This is a genomic window from uncultured Parolsenella sp. (assembly GCF_934660935.1).
GTDB lineage: Bacteria > Actinomycetota > Coriobacteriia > Coriobacteriales > Atopobiaceae > Parolsenella.
Window position 1 is genome coordinate 1 of sequence record NZ_CAKUIH010000016.1, and the last position, 16,036, is coordinate 16,036.

Below are 16,036 nucleotides of genomic sequence, written 5' to 3' on the forward strand. Positions count from 1 at the left end.
CCGTTTGTCTCCACCCGCATAGCGGGTGGTTTAAAGCTGGCCGCTGCGCGGCCAGCAGACTAAAGTCTTGAAGCAAAGGACGGGTCGCTCCCAGCGGAGCGGCCCGTCCTCTTATCCCATGCAAGCGACATGACTAGCCACTCGCAAGCGCATGCGACGCAAGTAGCCACTCGAGCCACGCCCACCTCAAAACGCAAAAAGCACCCGTGCAGGGAGGTTGCACGGGCGCGTATGTAGCAACTGGCCTCAAGCGATGCCAGGAAGGGGAACATGGCTCAAGCCAGGTGACGCTAACAACTACCGAGAGCGGCAAGCCCCATGTCGAGGAGCAGGGCCGCATGCTGAGGCTGGTACTCATCCGGAGCGATGGTAACGACCTTCTTAGCGCCCGCCTCTTCAAACGCCGCCTTCGCGAAATCAACCGCGGGAGACAGCATAATCACGTCAGCGTCCTCCACGTGATCTACGGCCTCGCCGACTGGCATCGACTTGACGTCGACATCAAGGTTGCGCCCCTCGACGAGCGCACGCATCTTGGCGGCAATGACGCTCGAGGTAACGCTAAGAGTGCAGCATAGAACGATCTTCTTCATGACCATGCCTTCCGTCTCTGAGGCGGGAATACGATTCACATGCCATGCGAGGTCGATAGGGCGCGCTTCCGCATGATCCGTACAAACGCGACGAGGCGCGCCTTGCCCGCTCGTCCTATGTATCGCACAAGGACGACTTCCAATCACGGGCCAAGCGAAGCAAAAGGGGTGGCTCCCGCCCGCAAGCCATTCGAGCGGGAGCCGAGGGGGGACTACTTCTTCTGGACGTACTTGAGGCAGTCGAGCGTGACGGCGGTGAGGATGATGATGCCGGAGAACACGAACTGCAGGTTGGTGTCGATGCCCAGAATGGTGAGGGAGTAGGTAAGCGCGGTGAAGATCAGCACGCCGACCGTGACGCCCGAAATCTTGCCGATGCCGCCGGTGAAGGAAACTCCGCCGACCACGCAGGCCGCGATGGCGTCCATGTCCCAACCCTGACCATAAGCGGCGGAGCCAGAACCGACCATGCGCATGCACTCGAGCCAGTCGCCGAAGCCGTAGAGGATGCCGGCGAGCACGAAGGCACCGATGGTGACGCCGAAGACGGAGATGCCGGAGACGGCAGCGGCCTCGGGGTTGCCACCCACGGCGTAGAGGTTCTTGCCGAACGTCGTCTTGTTCCAGATGAACCAAACGATCGCGACGGCGAGGGCGGCCCAGAGAATGATCGTCGGGAAGCCGTTAACCTTCGGGATGAAGATGCCCGGGATGGCACCCTCAATGGCACCGAAGGAAACACCCTTGGTGGCATAGGTCACGAGACCAAAGATGATGAGCATGTTGGCCATCGTGGAGATGAACGGGTGCATCTTGAAGCGCGCCGTGAAGAAGCCGGCGATGGTCGTGAACATCGTCGTCAGGCAGATGCAGACGACGAGGGCCAGAAGCGCACGCGGAACAAGGGGGACCGAGGTGAAGTCGAAGACGACACCAAAGACCGAACCCGTGTTGATGCCCTGGTGCATGATGATCGTCGAGGCGGTCATGCCCATACCGACCATACGGCCAATCGAAAGGTCAGTGCCCGTAAGCAGGATCAGACCGGCGACGCCAAGGGCGTAGAACATGCGCGGCGAGGCCTGCTGCAGGATGTTAAGGACGTTCTGGTAGGTGAGCAGCTGCGTGCCCTTAACGATCGGGGCGGCGATGCACAGGCCGATGAACACGAGAAGAATGACGATGTACAGGCCGTTCTTCAGGAAGAAGTTGCGCGTGTTGAACGTGTAGAGGTAGTTCTCGCGCTTCTGCGCCTGCTTCTCAGCGAAGGTGAACTTGCCCATGCGCAGCATGTCGATGAGGTGATACTCATAGGCGAAGGCCTCGTGCTGGCGATCCTTGATCTGCTGCAGCTCGGTGGTGTAGGTCACCTTGGCGTCGAACTGACGGTTCTTGTAGATGTAGTTCTCCTCCTTGACCTCCCTGGAATCAGAGAGACCGGCGAGGGTCTGCTTGTGCTCCTCGGCTAGGTCGGCGAGCGCCTTCTCGTACTTGGCCTTGGCCTCGACCTTCTGCGCGGCGCAGCTGGCCTTGACGGGCTCGTAGTACTCGGAGTCGAAGTGCTGCTTGAGATATGCCTCGGCGTCGGCGATGAGCTTGTCGACCTCGGGCTTGTTGGCGGCCTCGACCTTCTTGGCCTTCTCCATCTCGGCCCTGTACTCGGCGATGGCCTCGTCGCGCTCGGCCTTGGTGAGGACGCGATCGGACTTGGTGACGTCGATGCTGGTCTGAAGGGTGACGACCTTCGTCGTGCCCTCGGCACGGAGCTCGTCGACCTTGCTCTGGATAGTGCTTACATACTCATCGATCGGCTGGATGAGTTTTGCCTCATCGTCGATCGAGAGAATCTTTCCGCTGGGTGCGGCCATATGATCAGACTCCCTCCTGTTACAGGTACTTGGCGCTCAGGCGCAGAAGCTCTTCCTGGTTGGTCTCGGACGTGTTCACGATGCCGGAAAGTCGGCCGTTGGACATGACGCCGATGCGGTTGGTAATGCCGAGGATCTCTGGCATCTCAGAAGAGACCACGATGATCGTCTTGCCCTGCTTGGCCATCTTGATAATCAGCTCGTAAATCTCATACTTCGCACCAACGTCGATGCCGCGCGTGGGCTCGTCCATCATAAAGACCTGCGGCCCACGCTCGAGCCACTTGCCGAAGATGACCTTCTGCTGGTTGCCGCCCGAAAGCGACGAGATGAGGTCGTCGGGGCCCATGCACTTGGTGTTCATCGTCTTGATCTCTTTGGCGGTCGCACGGACCATCTTGTCCGTCGAGAGCGCAACACCGCTCTTGTACTGGTTGAGATTGGCGATGGTGGTGTTGAACGTCAGGTCGCCCTTGAGGAACAGGCCGTTGGCCTTACGCTCCTCGGTGATGAGGGCAAACCCGTGTTCCATGGCGTCGCGCGCGTTGTTGAAGTTCATAAGGCGATCGCGGAAATAGACGCGACCGGCAGCACGCGTACGCACGCCAAAAATCGTTTCGAGCAACTCGGTTCGGCCGGCGCCCACCAGACCATACAGACCAAAGATCTCGCCCTTGCGAACATCGAAGGTGATGTCCTGCAGGTGCGGCTCGAACTTGGTGGACAGGTGCTGGATCGAGAGGATCGGCTCGCCGGGCTCGTTGTCGACCGGCGGGAAGCGGTTCTCAAGCGAGCGGCCGACCATGGCCGAGATGAGCTCGTTCATATTCGTGTCTGAGGTGTGCTTCGTCATGACGAGGTTGCCGTCACGGAGCACGGAGATGTCATCACAGATCTCGAAGATCTCGTCCATCTTGTGGGAGATGTAGACGAGCGCAATGCCCTGGCTTTTAAGCATGCGCATCATCTGGAAAAGCTTCTCGACCTCCTGAGCCATCAGCGACGAAGTGGGCTCGTCGAGCACGATGACCTTGGCGTTATACGAGATTGCCTTCGCGATCTCACACATCTGGCGCTGCGAGACACTCATGTTCTTCATCGGCTGGGTAAGGTTGACCGTCATGCCGAGGCGACGGAACAGGTCCGAGGCCTCCTTCTTCATGCGGGCCTCGTCGATGATGCCGGCGCCGTTAACGGGATAGCGACCCAGGAACAGGTTGTCTACCACGTTGCGCTCGAGGCACTGGTTGAGCTCCTGGTGGACCATGGCCACGCCGTTCTCGAGCGCGTCCTTAGGACCGGAGAAGCTCACCTCCCTGCCGTCGAGGATGATGTCACCCTCGTCCTTCTGGTAAGTGCCAAACAGGCACTTCATCATGGTGGATTTGCCTGCGCCGTTCTCGCCCATGAGCCCCATCACGGTGCCACGACGCACATTGAGGTTGATGTGATCGAGGACCCTGTTACGGCCGAACGACTTGCTCATCCCTTTGATTTGCAGGACGTAGTCCTCTTGCTCATCCGCCATTTGATCACCCCTCTTTACCCCTAGAAATTGATAACGTACTCATCCCTTATCGGGAAAAGGCCGGGAAGAGGACCTGCCCCTCCCCGGCCCAGCGCCAACGTTAAAGCTGGACGATAGCTAGACCTACGCCAGGAGCGAGGTGTAGGAGGAGCCGTTGTCGGTCTTCACCATGTTGATGGCGAAGGCGTCGTACTCGCCCGGGTTGCCGAGGCGGTTCGTGATGTTGGACTCGGTCTGGCCGTCGCCACCGATGTAGTCAACCTTGAGGTTGAGGAGCTTGTCGTACTTCTGGAGGAGCGGCTGGTAGGTGGCGGACAGGAAGTTGTCGGCCGCGTTGTAGATGTCGAGCCAGACATTCTTCTCCGGACTCTTGGAGGAGTCAAGCTGAGCCTGGGCGCCGTCATACAGAGCGGTGGCGTCGGCGAACTTGTCGGCGTTCTCGGCAGTGACGGCGAGGTTCATCGCGTAGTAGGAGCGATCCTCCTCGCTGTACTTGTAGTCGGCCTCGGCAAGGACGTTGCCGGCGTCGTCGGCCGTGGAGATGCCCGTGTTGATGTCAACGCCGTCAAGGGAGTTGCGGAGCAGGCGGAGGGTCAGGTAAGCCTGAACGGCCGGGTTCTGGGAGATGGTGCCGGCGTAGCCCTCGGCGATGGCGGCGACAGCGTCAGAGTTGGCGTCGTAGCCGAAGGTCGGGACCTTGTTCTCCTTGGACCAGGCGTTGAACATGGCCATGCCCATGCCGTCATTGTTGGAGACGATGACGTCGATCTGGTCACCGAAGGAGGTGGCCCAGGAGCCCAGGGCGTTGCCAGCGGTAGCAGCATCCCAGGTGGCGCCGGCGGAGTTCTTCATCTCCTGCGAGGCGAGCTCGCGGACGATGTACTTCTTGCCGTTAACCTCGAGCTCGCCGTCCTTGACGACGGAAGCGGAACCGTCGACGTTGGTGCCGGCGGCCTCGGAGACGATAGCGCCGTCCTTCTCGACAGCGGTGCCGAGAGCCTTGCGGCAGCCACGGGTACGGGCGATGGAGTCGTTGTGGCCCACATCACCGATGGCAAGGACGTAGCCGATGATGCCGTCGCCGTTGCGGTCGATGGTGTCGATGTGCTCCTTGATGTAGTCAACGACCATCTGACCCTCGAGCTCGCCGCCCTGGTTGGCGTCGAAGCCGACGTAGTAGGTGTTGGCGTTCCAGTTGAGCGTGGTCATGTCGAGCTCACCGGTGGAGCTGTTGGACGGCTGGCGGTTGAAGAAAACGACCGGCTTATCCTTGTTGGCGACATCTCCGCCAGCAGCGGCCGTGGTGGCGGCGCCGTTGTCAGAGCCGCCGCAGCCAACGAGGCTGCCAGCAGCGACGGTGGTCAGGCCAAGACCACAGACCTGGAGGAACTTACGACGAGACATTGCCATAACGATCTCCCTTTCCTTTTTAGCGCGCGATTCGCGCGCCTTTTGACGGTTGGCGGGAATTCTCCCGCTCCGGACTCAAGAGTAACGCATTGGAAATAAAAGTTGACCACTCCTGAGTCGCCATTTCATGTGAGTACGTTAACATTCTTGTTGCACGCACAACTCAGCGAGGCTCGGATTGTTGCCGAACGGTCGAATTTTGCGCCGCGAGTGGCACTACGAGCGTGCAGGTAGGTCCTTAGTTTTCAGCTTTGGGATTCCCGCAAAAAGCCGCCTTGTCAACACGTGCGAGCTCTTCCGCACTCCACGCCCCCATTGAGGGCCCTGAGGTTCTCAAGGACCTGCTTGGGAAGCGAGGGCGCCTGACGACACAATGTCTACACTATGCCCTCGCTCGGGCAACGGAGCCACGCTCGATAAGCTTGCCGGGAATGCGCACGGCAACGACCTGATTGTTTGCCGGATCCTCCGGCACGGCATGCTCAAAGGCGGTGCGTCCACGCTCGCTCATGTCGAAGCGCACGGTAGTGAGCTGGCAGTTGGGCACATAGTCCACAAGCGAGTCATCGACGCCGACGACGCTCACGTCCTCCGGAACACGCAACCCGTGACCGCGCAGGGCACAGATGACGCCATTTGCCATTTGGTCGTTCGCGGCGAAGACCGCCGTGAAGTCATGGTCATGCTCGAGCATTTGGCATGCCGCCTCATAGCCGCTATTCGCAGACCAGTCTCCACGCGTGGGCTCGACCACGGCGAGTCCCCTCTCCTGGAGGGCGTCCCTCCAACCAGCCTGGCGAAAAACTTCGTCCACGGAGAACTCGGGGCCGGCAACATAGCGAATCTCACGGTGGCCATACGAGAAGAGATGCTCCATGAGCGTAAGGGCGCAACGATACTGGTCAGAGTCGACCGTCGTACAGCGTGGGTGCGCATACATGGAGACAATCACCGAAGGAAGACCCGCAAGCGGCGTGAACTCCTCGAAGTCTGGCGCGAGACGGCTCATGCCGAAGATGACGCCATCGACAGGCAGCGCAGACATCGCGCGCGTGGCCTCTTCGAGGCTAAAGTTCTGGTTCTTGCTAATTTCCATAAGCGTGACGGCGTAACCGCGGTCTCGCGCGGCGGCGGTGATTCCGTCAAGCATAGAGAGGTTGCCGAACTCCGTGATGTCGTTCACGCAGAAGCCAACGGAATGGTACCTGCCGTCCCTGAGCGAACGACCCGCATAGCTCACGCGGAAGCCAAGCTGGTCCATAGCCTCCTGAACGCGCTTGCGCGTCCTCTCGCTGACATTGGGCATGTTGTTCGCCACGCGAGAGACCGTCTGCTGCGATACGCCCGCGAGGCGCGCCACATCAACCATCGAGACGGTGCGCCCAGCCGTCACCGCCTTGGTCTCGTTGTCTTCACTGCGCATCACGCCGCTCGCCTCCCGGTCCCGCCAGATTCGTTGGGCAACGGCCGACCCGCCCCAGACACAGGGCGGACAAGCCCCCACGCCGCTCACAGGGCAATTATGGCCGATTGCGGGAATGGGGGCTGGTTCGGCAAATTCCTTATGAGTACGTTAACATTATTCGAGTGAAGTGTCCCGATTACTCGCCGAACGGCAGTCAGGACACGTAAATGCGAGTGCGAGAGGCACATCATGGCAAACATCGAGTTCCTTGGGAAAGCCCCGGACGGCACCCCCGTGAGTTCATATGAGCTCTCCTGCGATGGCGTCACCGCCCGCGTCATGGACTTCGGGGCAACCCTCCTCTCCCTCAGCGCGCCCAACAGGGACGGCGCGGCGGAGGACATCGTCCTCGGGTTCGACAGGCTCGACGGCTACTTCGATAACCCCGCCTGCTACGGCGCGACCGTAGGCCCCTCCGCCAATCGCACGGACCTCGGCCAGGTCACCATTGGCGAGGCCACGTACCAGATGCCCAAGAACGACGGCCCGGACTCCCGCAACAACCTCCACACCAATCTTGCGGACGGCCTGCACAAGCGCGTCTGGAACGCCGAGCCCGCGGAGGATGATTCCTCCGTCACCTTCTCCATAACGCTCGTGGACGGCGACTACGGTCTTCCCGGCAACCGATGGATCACCGCGACATACGCGCTTGCCCCCTCGCCCGAGGGCGGCGTGGCGCTCACCCTGCACTATAGGTGTGAGTCTGACGCTCCCACGTTTGTGAACATGACCAACCACACCTATTGGAACCTCGCCGGCCACGCCTCCGGCCTCGTCTTGAACCAGCTGGTCAGCGTGAACGCCAGCCATTACCTACCCCTTCGCTCAGACAACGTCTCTCTGGGCGAGGTCGCCGATGTCGCCGGCACTCCGTTTGACTTCAGGCAGGCCAAGGAGCTCGGCCGCGACATCGAGCTCGAGAACGAGCAGCTCGCCCAGGGTCGCGGCTATGACCACTGCCTCTGCGTCGACGGCTATGACGGCACGAGCGTGCCGCGTCACGCGCTTCATGCCGAGGACCCCGCGAGCGGCCGCGTGCTCGACATCTCAATCACGACGCCGGGCGCGCACCTCTACACAGGCAACTGGCTTGATGACACAGACGCCAAGGACGGCGCCACGTACACGCCCCGTTGCGGCTTCGCCTTCGAGCCCGAGTTCTGGCCCGACAACATGCATCACGATGACTGGGAGCACCCCGTCTGCAAGCCAGGACAGCCCTACGAGCAGACCATCGTCTATCGCTTCGCCAACAGGTAATTACCGACGCGTATGCGCCTCGAGAAAGGACCATCCATGAGCGACAGTATCTGTCCCGAGCTCCTCTCGCACCTCACCGAGCTATTCGAAGACGCCTTCGGCCCCGTTGGCGACGGGCGCGTCCTCCATGTCCACGCACCCGGTCGCTCCGAGATTTCGGGCAACCACACGGACCACGAGGGTGGCCACGTCATCGCCGCCGCGCTCGACGTGGCGGTCGACGGCCTCGCCCGCCCCAACGGCACCAACACCGTGCGCGTCGCCTCCGAGGGCTATCCCCTCATCGAGGTCAACCTCGACACGCTCGATGTCGTCGAGGACGAGGAGGGAACCACCGCGAGTCTCGTGCGCGGCATGGCCCACGAGGTCGCCGCGAACGGTGGTACGCCCGTGGGCTTCGACCTCGCGATGACCTGCACCGTCCCCTCGGGCGGCGGCCTCTCCAGCTCCGCCGCCGTCGAAGGCGCCTTTGGCCGCGCGATGGAGGCCCTCTGGGGCGTCACCCCCGCCGAGCCCGTCGCCCTCGCGCAGATGAGCCAGCGCACCGAGAACAACTACTACGGCAAGCCCTGCGGCCTCATGGACCAGGCCGCCGTCTGCCTGGGCGGCCTCGCCTTCATGGACTTCGAGGACTCCGCCAACCCCAAGACGCAGAAGCTCGAGCTCGACTTCGAGAAGTACGGCCACGCCCTGGTACTCGTGAAGGTCGGCGCGGACCACGCCGCCTCCACCGATGACTACGCCGCCGTCCCGGGCGAGATGCAGGCCATCGCGGCCAAGCTCGGCCACGCGCGCCTGTGCGAGGTCAACAGGACCGACTTCGACCGCGACGTCCCCGCCCTTCGCGAGGAGTTTGGCGATCGCGCCGTTCTCCGCTGCATCCACTATTGGTATGAGAACGACCTTGTCGACCGCCGCTGGGAGGCGCTGCAATCCGCGAACATCGACGCGTTCCTCTCGCTGACGCGCGCGAGCGGCGCCAGCTCCGCAATGTACCTGCAGAACGTCGTAGCCGAGCTTGGCCGCGAGCAGCCCGCCATGTACGCCCTCGGCCTTGCCGAGCACATCCTGAACGGCCGCGGTGCCGTGCGCATCCACGGCGGCGGCTTTGGCGGCACCATCCAGGCCTTCGTTCCGCTCGACCTCGTCGATGGGTTCATCGAGCGCATGGACTACTGGCTCGGCTCCGGCTCAAGCCGTCGCTACAAGGTCTCTGACGAGGGGGCGTTCGCGGCATGGCTGTAGAGCAGGACGCAACTCTCCGCGACGCGATCCAGGCGCTCGTGGACTACTCCGTAACCCATGGCCTCGAGCAGGCGGAGGATCGCGTGTGGTCCTACAACGCCATGCTCGAGTGCGCCGGCGCCCAGGGTCCCGCGCCCGAGGTGGACTGGGTCCTTACCGAAGGCACGCCCGCAGAGGACGCCACGTTCGACCTCGACGCCACCTTGGCAATCATCGCCGAGGCCGCCGTGGCCAACGGTACGGCAGACGACACGGCAAGCGGACGCGACCGCGCCGCATGCCGCGTGATGGGGCTCCTCATGCCCAAGCCCGCCGCCGTCGCCGCCGAGTTCAGGCGCCTCGCCGGCGAGCAGGGACCCAAGGCTGCCACCGGCTGGTTCTACCAGCTGTGTTGCGATGCCGGCTACGTGCGTCGCTCTGCCATAGCCCGCAACATCGAGTGGGTCACCCCCACCGGTTGGGGCGGCCTTGAGATCACGATCAACCTCTCCAAGCCCGAGAAGGACCCGCGCGAGATCGCCGCTGCGGGTACCGTCAAGAACACCGGCGAGAAGTACCCCGCCTGCCAGCTCTGCATCGAGAACGAGGGTTACGCCGGTCGCGCCGCGAGCGCCCCGGGCGGCGCGCACCCCGCACGCCAGAACCTACGTATCATTCCCATCACGCTTGGCGGCGAGCGTTGGGGCCTCCAATACTCCCCTTACGCCTACTTCAACGAGCACTGCATCGCGATGAGCTGCCACCACAGGCCGATGCACATCGACCGCACCGCGCTCTCCTGCCTTCTCGATTTCGTCGACACCGTTCCGGGCTACTTCATCGGCTCCAACGCCGACCTCCCGATCGTCGGTGGCTCCATCCTGTCGCACGACCACTTCCAGGGCGGCGCTCACGAGTTCCCGATGATGCGCGCCGAGGTGGTTGGCGAGTTCACGATGGATGGATTCCCCGGCGTCACCGGCGCCGTGCTTCGCTGGCCCCTCTCCGTGCTGCGCCTTCGCAGCGCCAGCAGGGACGAGCTCCTCGATGCCGCCACGCACGTCATCGACGCGTGGCGCGCCTGGTCCGATGAGTCCGTGGGCATTATCGCCAACGACCCCGACGGCACGCGCCACAACACCGTGACGCCCGTGGTCCGCCGCGTTGACGAGAACGGCAACGTTGGTGGCGAAGGCTATGAGGTCTACCTCGCCCTTCGTTGCAACATCACCACGGCGGAGCATCCGCTGGGCGTGTTCCACCCCCACGCGGAATACCACCACATCAAGAAGGAGAACATTGGCCTCATCGAGGTCATGGGCCTTGCCATCCTTCCGCCGCGCCTCGTTCCCGAGCTTGCGGCTGTGCGTGAGCACCTACTTGCGGGCGACGTGGCGGGCCTTTCCGCGGACGAGCTCACTGCGAGCCATGCCGATTGGGCCGCTGACGTGTTCGCGCGCCGCGGCGATGAACTTACCCCCGAGAACGCCCTCGACATCCTGCACGAGGAGGTCGGCGTCGTCTTCGGCCACGTGCTCGAGAACGCTGGCGTCTTCAAGTGGGACGAGCAGGGCCGTGCCGCCTGCGAACGCTTCGTCGGGAGCCTGTAGCAGGGCCGCCTATCCGCAAACATAGACGCGCAGAAAGGCACCGGGCCGCTCCCGAACGGGGGCGGCCCTTTCCTTTAGGATGGATTTCCAGCTGCGGCCTCGTCAGCAATGGCCACAGTGCCCGGCGTCGCAGTGGCCATCCCAAGCCGCGCGGCGACGCCTCCTATCCACGAGCGCGATAACGGCGCAGGAGGCTCGCACCCGGACGAGCGGGCAGTTCGATATTGAGACCCATAAGCACGTTGATGATCCAGACGAAGAACAGCAGCACGACGACGGGAATCACGCAGTTCGTCACAATCATGACCGCGAATGCCTCTATGAGGCGAGCGACCCAATCCTTCGCCGTGTCGAGGATGCCCGTAACCCCAGAGCTCAAGGCCGTACCAGCACCGCTGAGTGCAGACCCGATATCCTCGCCGAGGCCACCCGCCCACGCGGCAAACGCGCCGATGGGATCGGTCGAGGCGTCGGGCGCCTCGCCGGACGACGCGGACGAGGCCCCGTCACTCGTCTGAGCATCGTCCGCGGCGTCGGCACTTTCAGTCGCCGCAGCCGCAGTCCCGGCGTCCGCAGCGCCCCCGGCGTCCGTCTCGGAAGAAACGGAGGTGGCATCATACTCGAAGGTCTCCTCGATCATATTGGAGACCTGCACGCTCGCGGGCACGACAAGCGTGAGGGCGAGCGCGAGAAGGGCGAGCTTGACCGCCGACGCACGCAGGCCCGCACGCCACGTCACATCTTCGCGCACGAGGACGTAGCCGACGCCGAGCGCGCACGCAAGCGGCACCACCACGCGACAAGCGGCGAGACCAAATATCGTTAGCATATATTTCTCGAGGTAGATGGCCCCGAGCACGATTGCGAAGTCTGCTGCGACATCCATCAGCTTGTCCGCGACGGGAATCCCTGTGTCGCCCGGAATCGCAGAGATGGCGACAGAGGCCGCCGTCGTCGTACCGACGAGCGCCGTCACCGTCTGAGCCTTGGCATCGAGCTTCTCGATACTCCCTCGGTACGTCTCCTTCGAACCCATGACGTCGGCCACGGGAAATGCGAAGACGAGGGCGACAATGACGAGAAGGGCGACGTAGAGGGCCTTTCGCGCAGAGGGCGAGGGCGCGCCGCCCGAACGGGGCGCTCGCAGCGCGTCACCCATCTCCGTCACCTCGGGCACGTTCGCGAGGCGCATGCGCCCGCTCTGTTCGCCGAATTCGTCACGATCACGATTCTCTCGACTCATGGTCGCCTCCTCGTCGCAATGTCTTTTTGGCCCATGCTAGCACCAAAGCGCCACACTCTTCGCGTCTTGTACCAGCACATATAGGCCGAGATTTAATGTCACGAACGAGCAATAGGCTTGACGACAAGAACCAAGCGGGATAGGATCATCCTCCCGTACGCCCGCCAAAGGCGAGCACCCGGACGAAGGCTCCGGGTTCACATCATTGACCCAACCGCGTTGAGCAAGGGCAAGTCGGCCCCTCTGAGATGACGCGAGGTCCGCTCCAACAACCATATACGAGGATTCTCGCCACCATGAGCGGCATGCCATGACGCATACTGCTCGAGGCCGCGCAGCCGCGCCGCCCCAGACCTCAGCAGGGAGACACCCATGGAATCCAGCTTTGTCTACAGTCCCCAGATCATCCGCGAGACGTCGTCTGGCCTTGAGCGCTATGACGTTCGCGACCAGATGCTCGCCAACCGCGAGCTCGAGCTCACCAGCCAGGTCGACGCAGGCTCGTGCGCTGGCGTCATCCGCAACCTCCTCTTCCTCGAGCGAGAGGATCAAGACGCTCCCGTCACGCTCTACATCAACAGCCCCGGCGGCGAGGTTCAGTCGGGACTGGCGCTCTATGACGTCATGCAGGCGGTGAGCTACCCCATCCGCACCGTCTGTCTCGGCATGGCGGCAAGCATGGCCGCACTGCTGTTCATCTCGGGCGATGAGCGCGAGATGCTGCCCCACAGCCGCGTCATGATCCACGACCCGCTCATCGGCGGAGGCCTCGGCGGCAGCGCCCTGTCCGTCAAGGCCCGCGCCGACGACCTCATGCGCATCCGCGACATCACGGCAGAGGTCATCTCTCGCCACACGGGCATGACGCTCGAGCAGGTCTTCGCACTCACCGCGTCAGACACCTATTTCGAGGCGGAGGCCGCCGTCGACGCCGGCCTCGCCGACCGCATCATCACCTCGCTCTAGAAGGGAGCCGCATGTACAACACGAACATCTCCGACAACCCCCGCGCCAACGGCGGCATCCGCAAGGACAACATGGCCGGTGGCCATGACCCCCGCTCCGCCTATGCCGGCGAGCTGCTCTTCACGCGCCACCACTCCTCCAACGCGGACTCCTGGGCCTCCGGGCTCAACAACAACGTGCTGGTGCTCGGCTGCTCCGGCGGCGGCAAGACGCGCCACCACGTGAAGCCCAACCTCATGCAGTGCCAGGGCTCCTACATCGTCCTCGACGGCAAGGGCCGCCTCTGGCATGAGATGGCGCCGTTCCTCGCCCTCAACGGCTACAAGGTCGACCGCCTCGACTTCACCAGCCCCTGTAGCGACTCGATCGGCTACGATCCCCTCGCGCACGTCCGCTGGTGCCAAGACGAGCCCGTCCAGTCGGACATCATCTCGATCGCCAGCGCGATCTGCCCCACCTCGCAGCACGAAACCGACCCCTTCTGGCCGCTCGCCGCGTCCAACTACCTCGCGTGCTTCATCGCCTACGTCTTCGAGGCGATGCCTCGCGACGACCGCAACTTCTCGAGCGTCATCCGCGTCTTCGAGGCGATGTGCGACCGCAGGGAGCGGGAGCTGTTCGAGGCCCTCGAACGCGAGAAGCCCGGCAGCTACGCCGCGGCGCTCTACCGGCGCAGCAGGACCACGCAGGGCGCCGAGAAGATGCACTCGAGCATCACGGGCATCGTCGCCGCCAACCTCCTACCGCTCTCACACAAGGGCGCGATCTGGTCATTCCAGAACCCCGAGCAGGTCGACTTCGCGTCCTTCGGGCGCGAGCGCCGTGCCCTGTTCGTCACCATGGACGATCTCGACCACAGCTTGGCCGCGCTCACGAGCCTCTTCGTGAAGCAGGCCATCTCGAGCCTCTGCGACGCCGCGGACGCCAATCCGTCCGGCAGGCTGGACATGCCCGTGCGCCTCGTCCTCGATGACTTCGCGAACCTCGACCTTCCCGGCATCGACGACGCCCTCGCCGTCATCCGCAGCCGCGAGATCAGCTGCACGATCGTCTGCCAGACGGTGAGCCAGCTCGAGGCGCGCTATGGCGAAGCCAACGCAAACTCGATCATCGGCAACTGCGACCGCCAGCTCGTCACCGCCTTCCAGGACGAGAGGACCGCACGCTACTTCAGCATTCGCGCCAACAAGCCCGCCTCGTCGCTGCTCGAAACCCCGTCTGGGCAGTGGTGGCTGTTCGAGCGAGGTCATCGCGGCGTCATGGACGAGGCCTATCACCTCGAGGAACACCCCGCCTACCAGCAGCTCACGCTCGCAAGCGGCTTCGAGGTGGACGCGAGGGGCGAGGATTTCTTCGAGGAAATCGACCCGTCCGAGTATGGGAAATACGGCTTCACGCCGACGGTCTAGAGAACGGGACGGTCCCGCAAGCGAGCGCTCGCGGGACCGTCCTCGGATTCGTTATGTGCCGGCACGATGCGCTGCCGCCGGGCGCCGTCGGCGCGCGCCGCCGCCAGATATCGCCGCCGGGCGCCGCCGCTAGGCGAGAAGCTCGCGAAGGATGCTGCACATCTCGTCGACATCCGCACGCGTGCAGACAAGCGGCGGCAGGAGACGCAGCGTCGTGGGACCAGTGGCGTTGATCACGAGGCCGGCCTCGAGCGCACGTGCGACGAACTCGTGAGCGTCGGGCAGGCCAGCCTCAAGCTCGGCTCCCTGGATGAGGCCGCTGCCGCGCACCTCGACAACGTGCGGCAGCCCGGCGAGCTGCTCCGCCAGGTACTCGCCAACGGAGCGGACATGCTCGAGGTAACCCTCGCCCTCCTTGCCCTCGGGAGCGGTGCCCTCCGTGAGCTCGGTCAGCACGGCGTCCGCCGCAGCACAGGCGAGCGGGCCGCCGCCAAAGGTGGAGCCGTGGTCGCCGGCATGGAAGGCCTCACTGATCTCCGCCTTGGCGACGCAGGCGCCCATCGGCACGCCGCCCGCGATGGCCTTGGCGAGGGTGAAGACGTCGGGCACGATTCCGTAGGCCTGGAAGGCAAGCGCCCAACCCGTGCGGAACAGGCCCGTCTGGACCTCGTCGCACATCATAAGGGCGCCATACTCGCTCGTTAGGTCGCGCACCTCGGTCATGAACTCCTGCGTCATCGGGTGAACGCCGGACTCGCCCTGAATGGGCTCGAGGAGCACCGCGGCGATGCTAGAGCCCTTCTGGGCGAAGACGTCACGAAGGGCGTCGACGTCGTTGGCATCGATGCCGATGAAGCCACCCGGCAGTGGGCGGAACGGGTCCTGAGCCCAGCCCTGCATCGTCGCGGCAATGGTCTCCATCGTGCGGCCGTGGAAGCTCTTGTTGAGGCAGACGATGTCAAAGCCGCCGTTGCCGCCGCGCTTCGCCCAGAGGCGAGCGAGCTTGATGGCGCACTCGTTGGCCTCGGCGCCAGAGTTGCCAAAAAAGGTGCGCCACTGCTGAGGCGCGTCGGGACTCGCGTCCTTGGGCGCGACCGCACCGGCATTCGCGAGTTGGGAGATGCGACGCGCGACCTCTCCCCTGTGCTCGATCTGGAAGTAGTTCGAGACGTGCAGGAGCTTGTCGACCTGCTCCTGGATGGCACCCGTGAGCGCGGGGTGACCGTAACCCAGGCAGTTGACGGCGATGCCGGCAAGGAAGTCGAGATACTCCTTGCCGTCTGAATCAGTGAGACGCATACCGCTGCCACCCACGAACTCGACCGGCGAGCGGCCGAACGTGTGCATCACGTACGCGTCATCTAGCTTCTTGGCCTCTTCGAAAGACATGGGGCTCCTTTCGTGGGTTGCGTCACGCGTCTCAAGCTATGACGCCATGCCCATATACGCGATTGTCC

The 16,036-nt window shown here is 63.5% G+C and carries 12 protein-coding genes; 5 read left to right on the forward strand and 7 right to left on the reverse strand.

Annotated elements, in window-relative coordinates; all coding sequences use genetic code 11:
- Positions 1-290 precede the first annotated feature (290 nt).
- The 5 genes from Q0H23_RS07375 to Q0H23_RS07395 all read right to left on the reverse strand — a co-directional run bounded on the left by Q0H23_RS07375 (position 291) and on the right by Q0H23_RS07395 (position 6,822).
- Positions 291-593 (reverse strand): PTS sugar transporter subunit IIB, encoded by a 303-nt coding sequence (locus Q0H23_RS07375; RefSeq protein WP_293837081.1) that lies wholly within the window; start codon positions 591-593, stop codon positions 291-293.
- Positions 594-805: 212 nt separating this feature from the next.
- Positions 806-2,461: a galactoside ABC transporter permease gene (locus tag Q0H23_RS07380; protein WP_293837083.1), complete on the reverse strand. Its 1,656-nt coding sequence runs from the start codon at positions 2,459-2,461 to the stop codon at positions 806-808.
- Positions 2,462-2,480: 19 nt separating this feature from the next.
- Entirely contained in the window at positions 2,481-3,989 is a 1,509-nt protein-coding gene (locus Q0H23_RS07385; RefSeq protein ID WP_293837085.1) for a sugar ABC transporter ATP-binding protein, read from the reverse strand.
- A gap of 123 nt (positions 3,990-4,112) precedes the next feature.
- The gene (locus tag Q0H23_RS07390) at positions 4,113-5,399 is read right to left on the reverse strand and encodes a substrate-binding domain-containing protein (protein WP_293837087.1); all 1,287 of its coding nucleotides are present in this window, start codon (positions 5,397-5,399) and stop codon (positions 4,113-4,115) included.
- A gap of 382 nt (positions 5,400-5,781) precedes the next feature.
- Positions 5,782-6,822: a LacI family DNA-binding transcriptional regulator gene (locus tag Q0H23_RS07395; protein WP_293837146.1), complete on the reverse strand. Its 1,041-nt coding sequence runs from the start codon at positions 6,820-6,822 to the stop codon at positions 5,782-5,784.
- A gap of 231 nt (positions 6,823-7,053) precedes the next feature.
- Here Q0H23_RS07395 and Q0H23_RS07400 point away from each other — a divergent pair, with 231 nt between their 5' ends.
- From Q0H23_RS07400 to Q0H23_RS07410, 3 genes are read left to right on the forward strand one after another with little or no spacing between them, the layout of a single operon-like run.
- Complete coding sequence (locus tag Q0H23_RS07400) at positions 7,054-8,127, forward strand: aldose epimerase family protein (RefSeq protein WP_293837089.1); 1,074 nt, start codon at positions 7,054-7,056, stop codon at positions 8,125-8,127.
- 36 nt (positions 8,128-8,163) lie between these two features.
- On the forward strand, positions 8,164-9,372 hold the full coding sequence (locus Q0H23_RS07405; protein WP_293837091.1) for a galactokinase family protein: 1,209 nt from the start codon (positions 8,164-8,166) through the stop codon (positions 9,370-9,372).
- Positions 9,363-10,961 (forward strand): UDP-glucose--hexose-1-phosphate uridylyltransferase, encoded by a 1,599-nt coding sequence (locus tag Q0H23_RS07410; RefSeq protein WP_293837093.1) that lies wholly within the window; start codon positions 9,363-9,365, stop codon positions 10,959-10,961. The genes Q0H23_RS07405 and Q0H23_RS07410 overlap by 10 nt, the downstream gene beginning before the upstream one ends.
- 163 nt (positions 10,962-11,124) lie before the next feature.
- Here the strand turns inward: Q0H23_RS07410 and Q0H23_RS07415 are convergent, their stop codons facing one another.
- Positions 11,125-12,204 (reverse strand): hypothetical protein, encoded by a 1,080-nt coding sequence (locus Q0H23_RS07415; RefSeq protein WP_293837095.1) that lies wholly within the window; start codon positions 12,202-12,204, stop codon positions 11,125-11,127.
- A 372-nt stretch (positions 12,205-12,576) separates the two neighbouring features.
- Between Q0H23_RS07415 and Q0H23_RS07420 the strand changes: the two genes are divergently transcribed.
- On the forward strand, positions 12,577-13,170 hold the full coding sequence (locus Q0H23_RS07420) for a ClpP family protease (RefSeq protein WP_293837097.1): 594 nt from the start codon (positions 12,577-12,579) through the stop codon (positions 13,168-13,170).
- Positions 13,171-13,181: 11 nt separating this feature from the next.
- The gene (locus tag Q0H23_RS07425) at positions 13,182-14,579 is read left to right on the forward strand and encodes a VirD4-like conjugal transfer protein, CD1115 family (RefSeq protein ID WP_293837099.1); all 1,398 of its coding nucleotides are present in this window, start codon (positions 13,182-13,184) and stop codon (positions 14,577-14,579) included.
- 129 nt (positions 14,580-14,708) lie between these two features.
- On the opposite strand, the gene Q0H23_RS07430 is transcribed toward Q0H23_RS07425, so the two are convergent.
- Positions 14,709-15,968 (reverse strand): aspartate aminotransferase family protein, encoded by a 1,260-nt coding sequence (locus tag Q0H23_RS07430; protein ID WP_293837102.1) that lies wholly within the window; start codon positions 15,966-15,968, stop codon positions 14,709-14,711.
- Positions 15,969-16,036 lie beyond the last annotated feature (68 nt).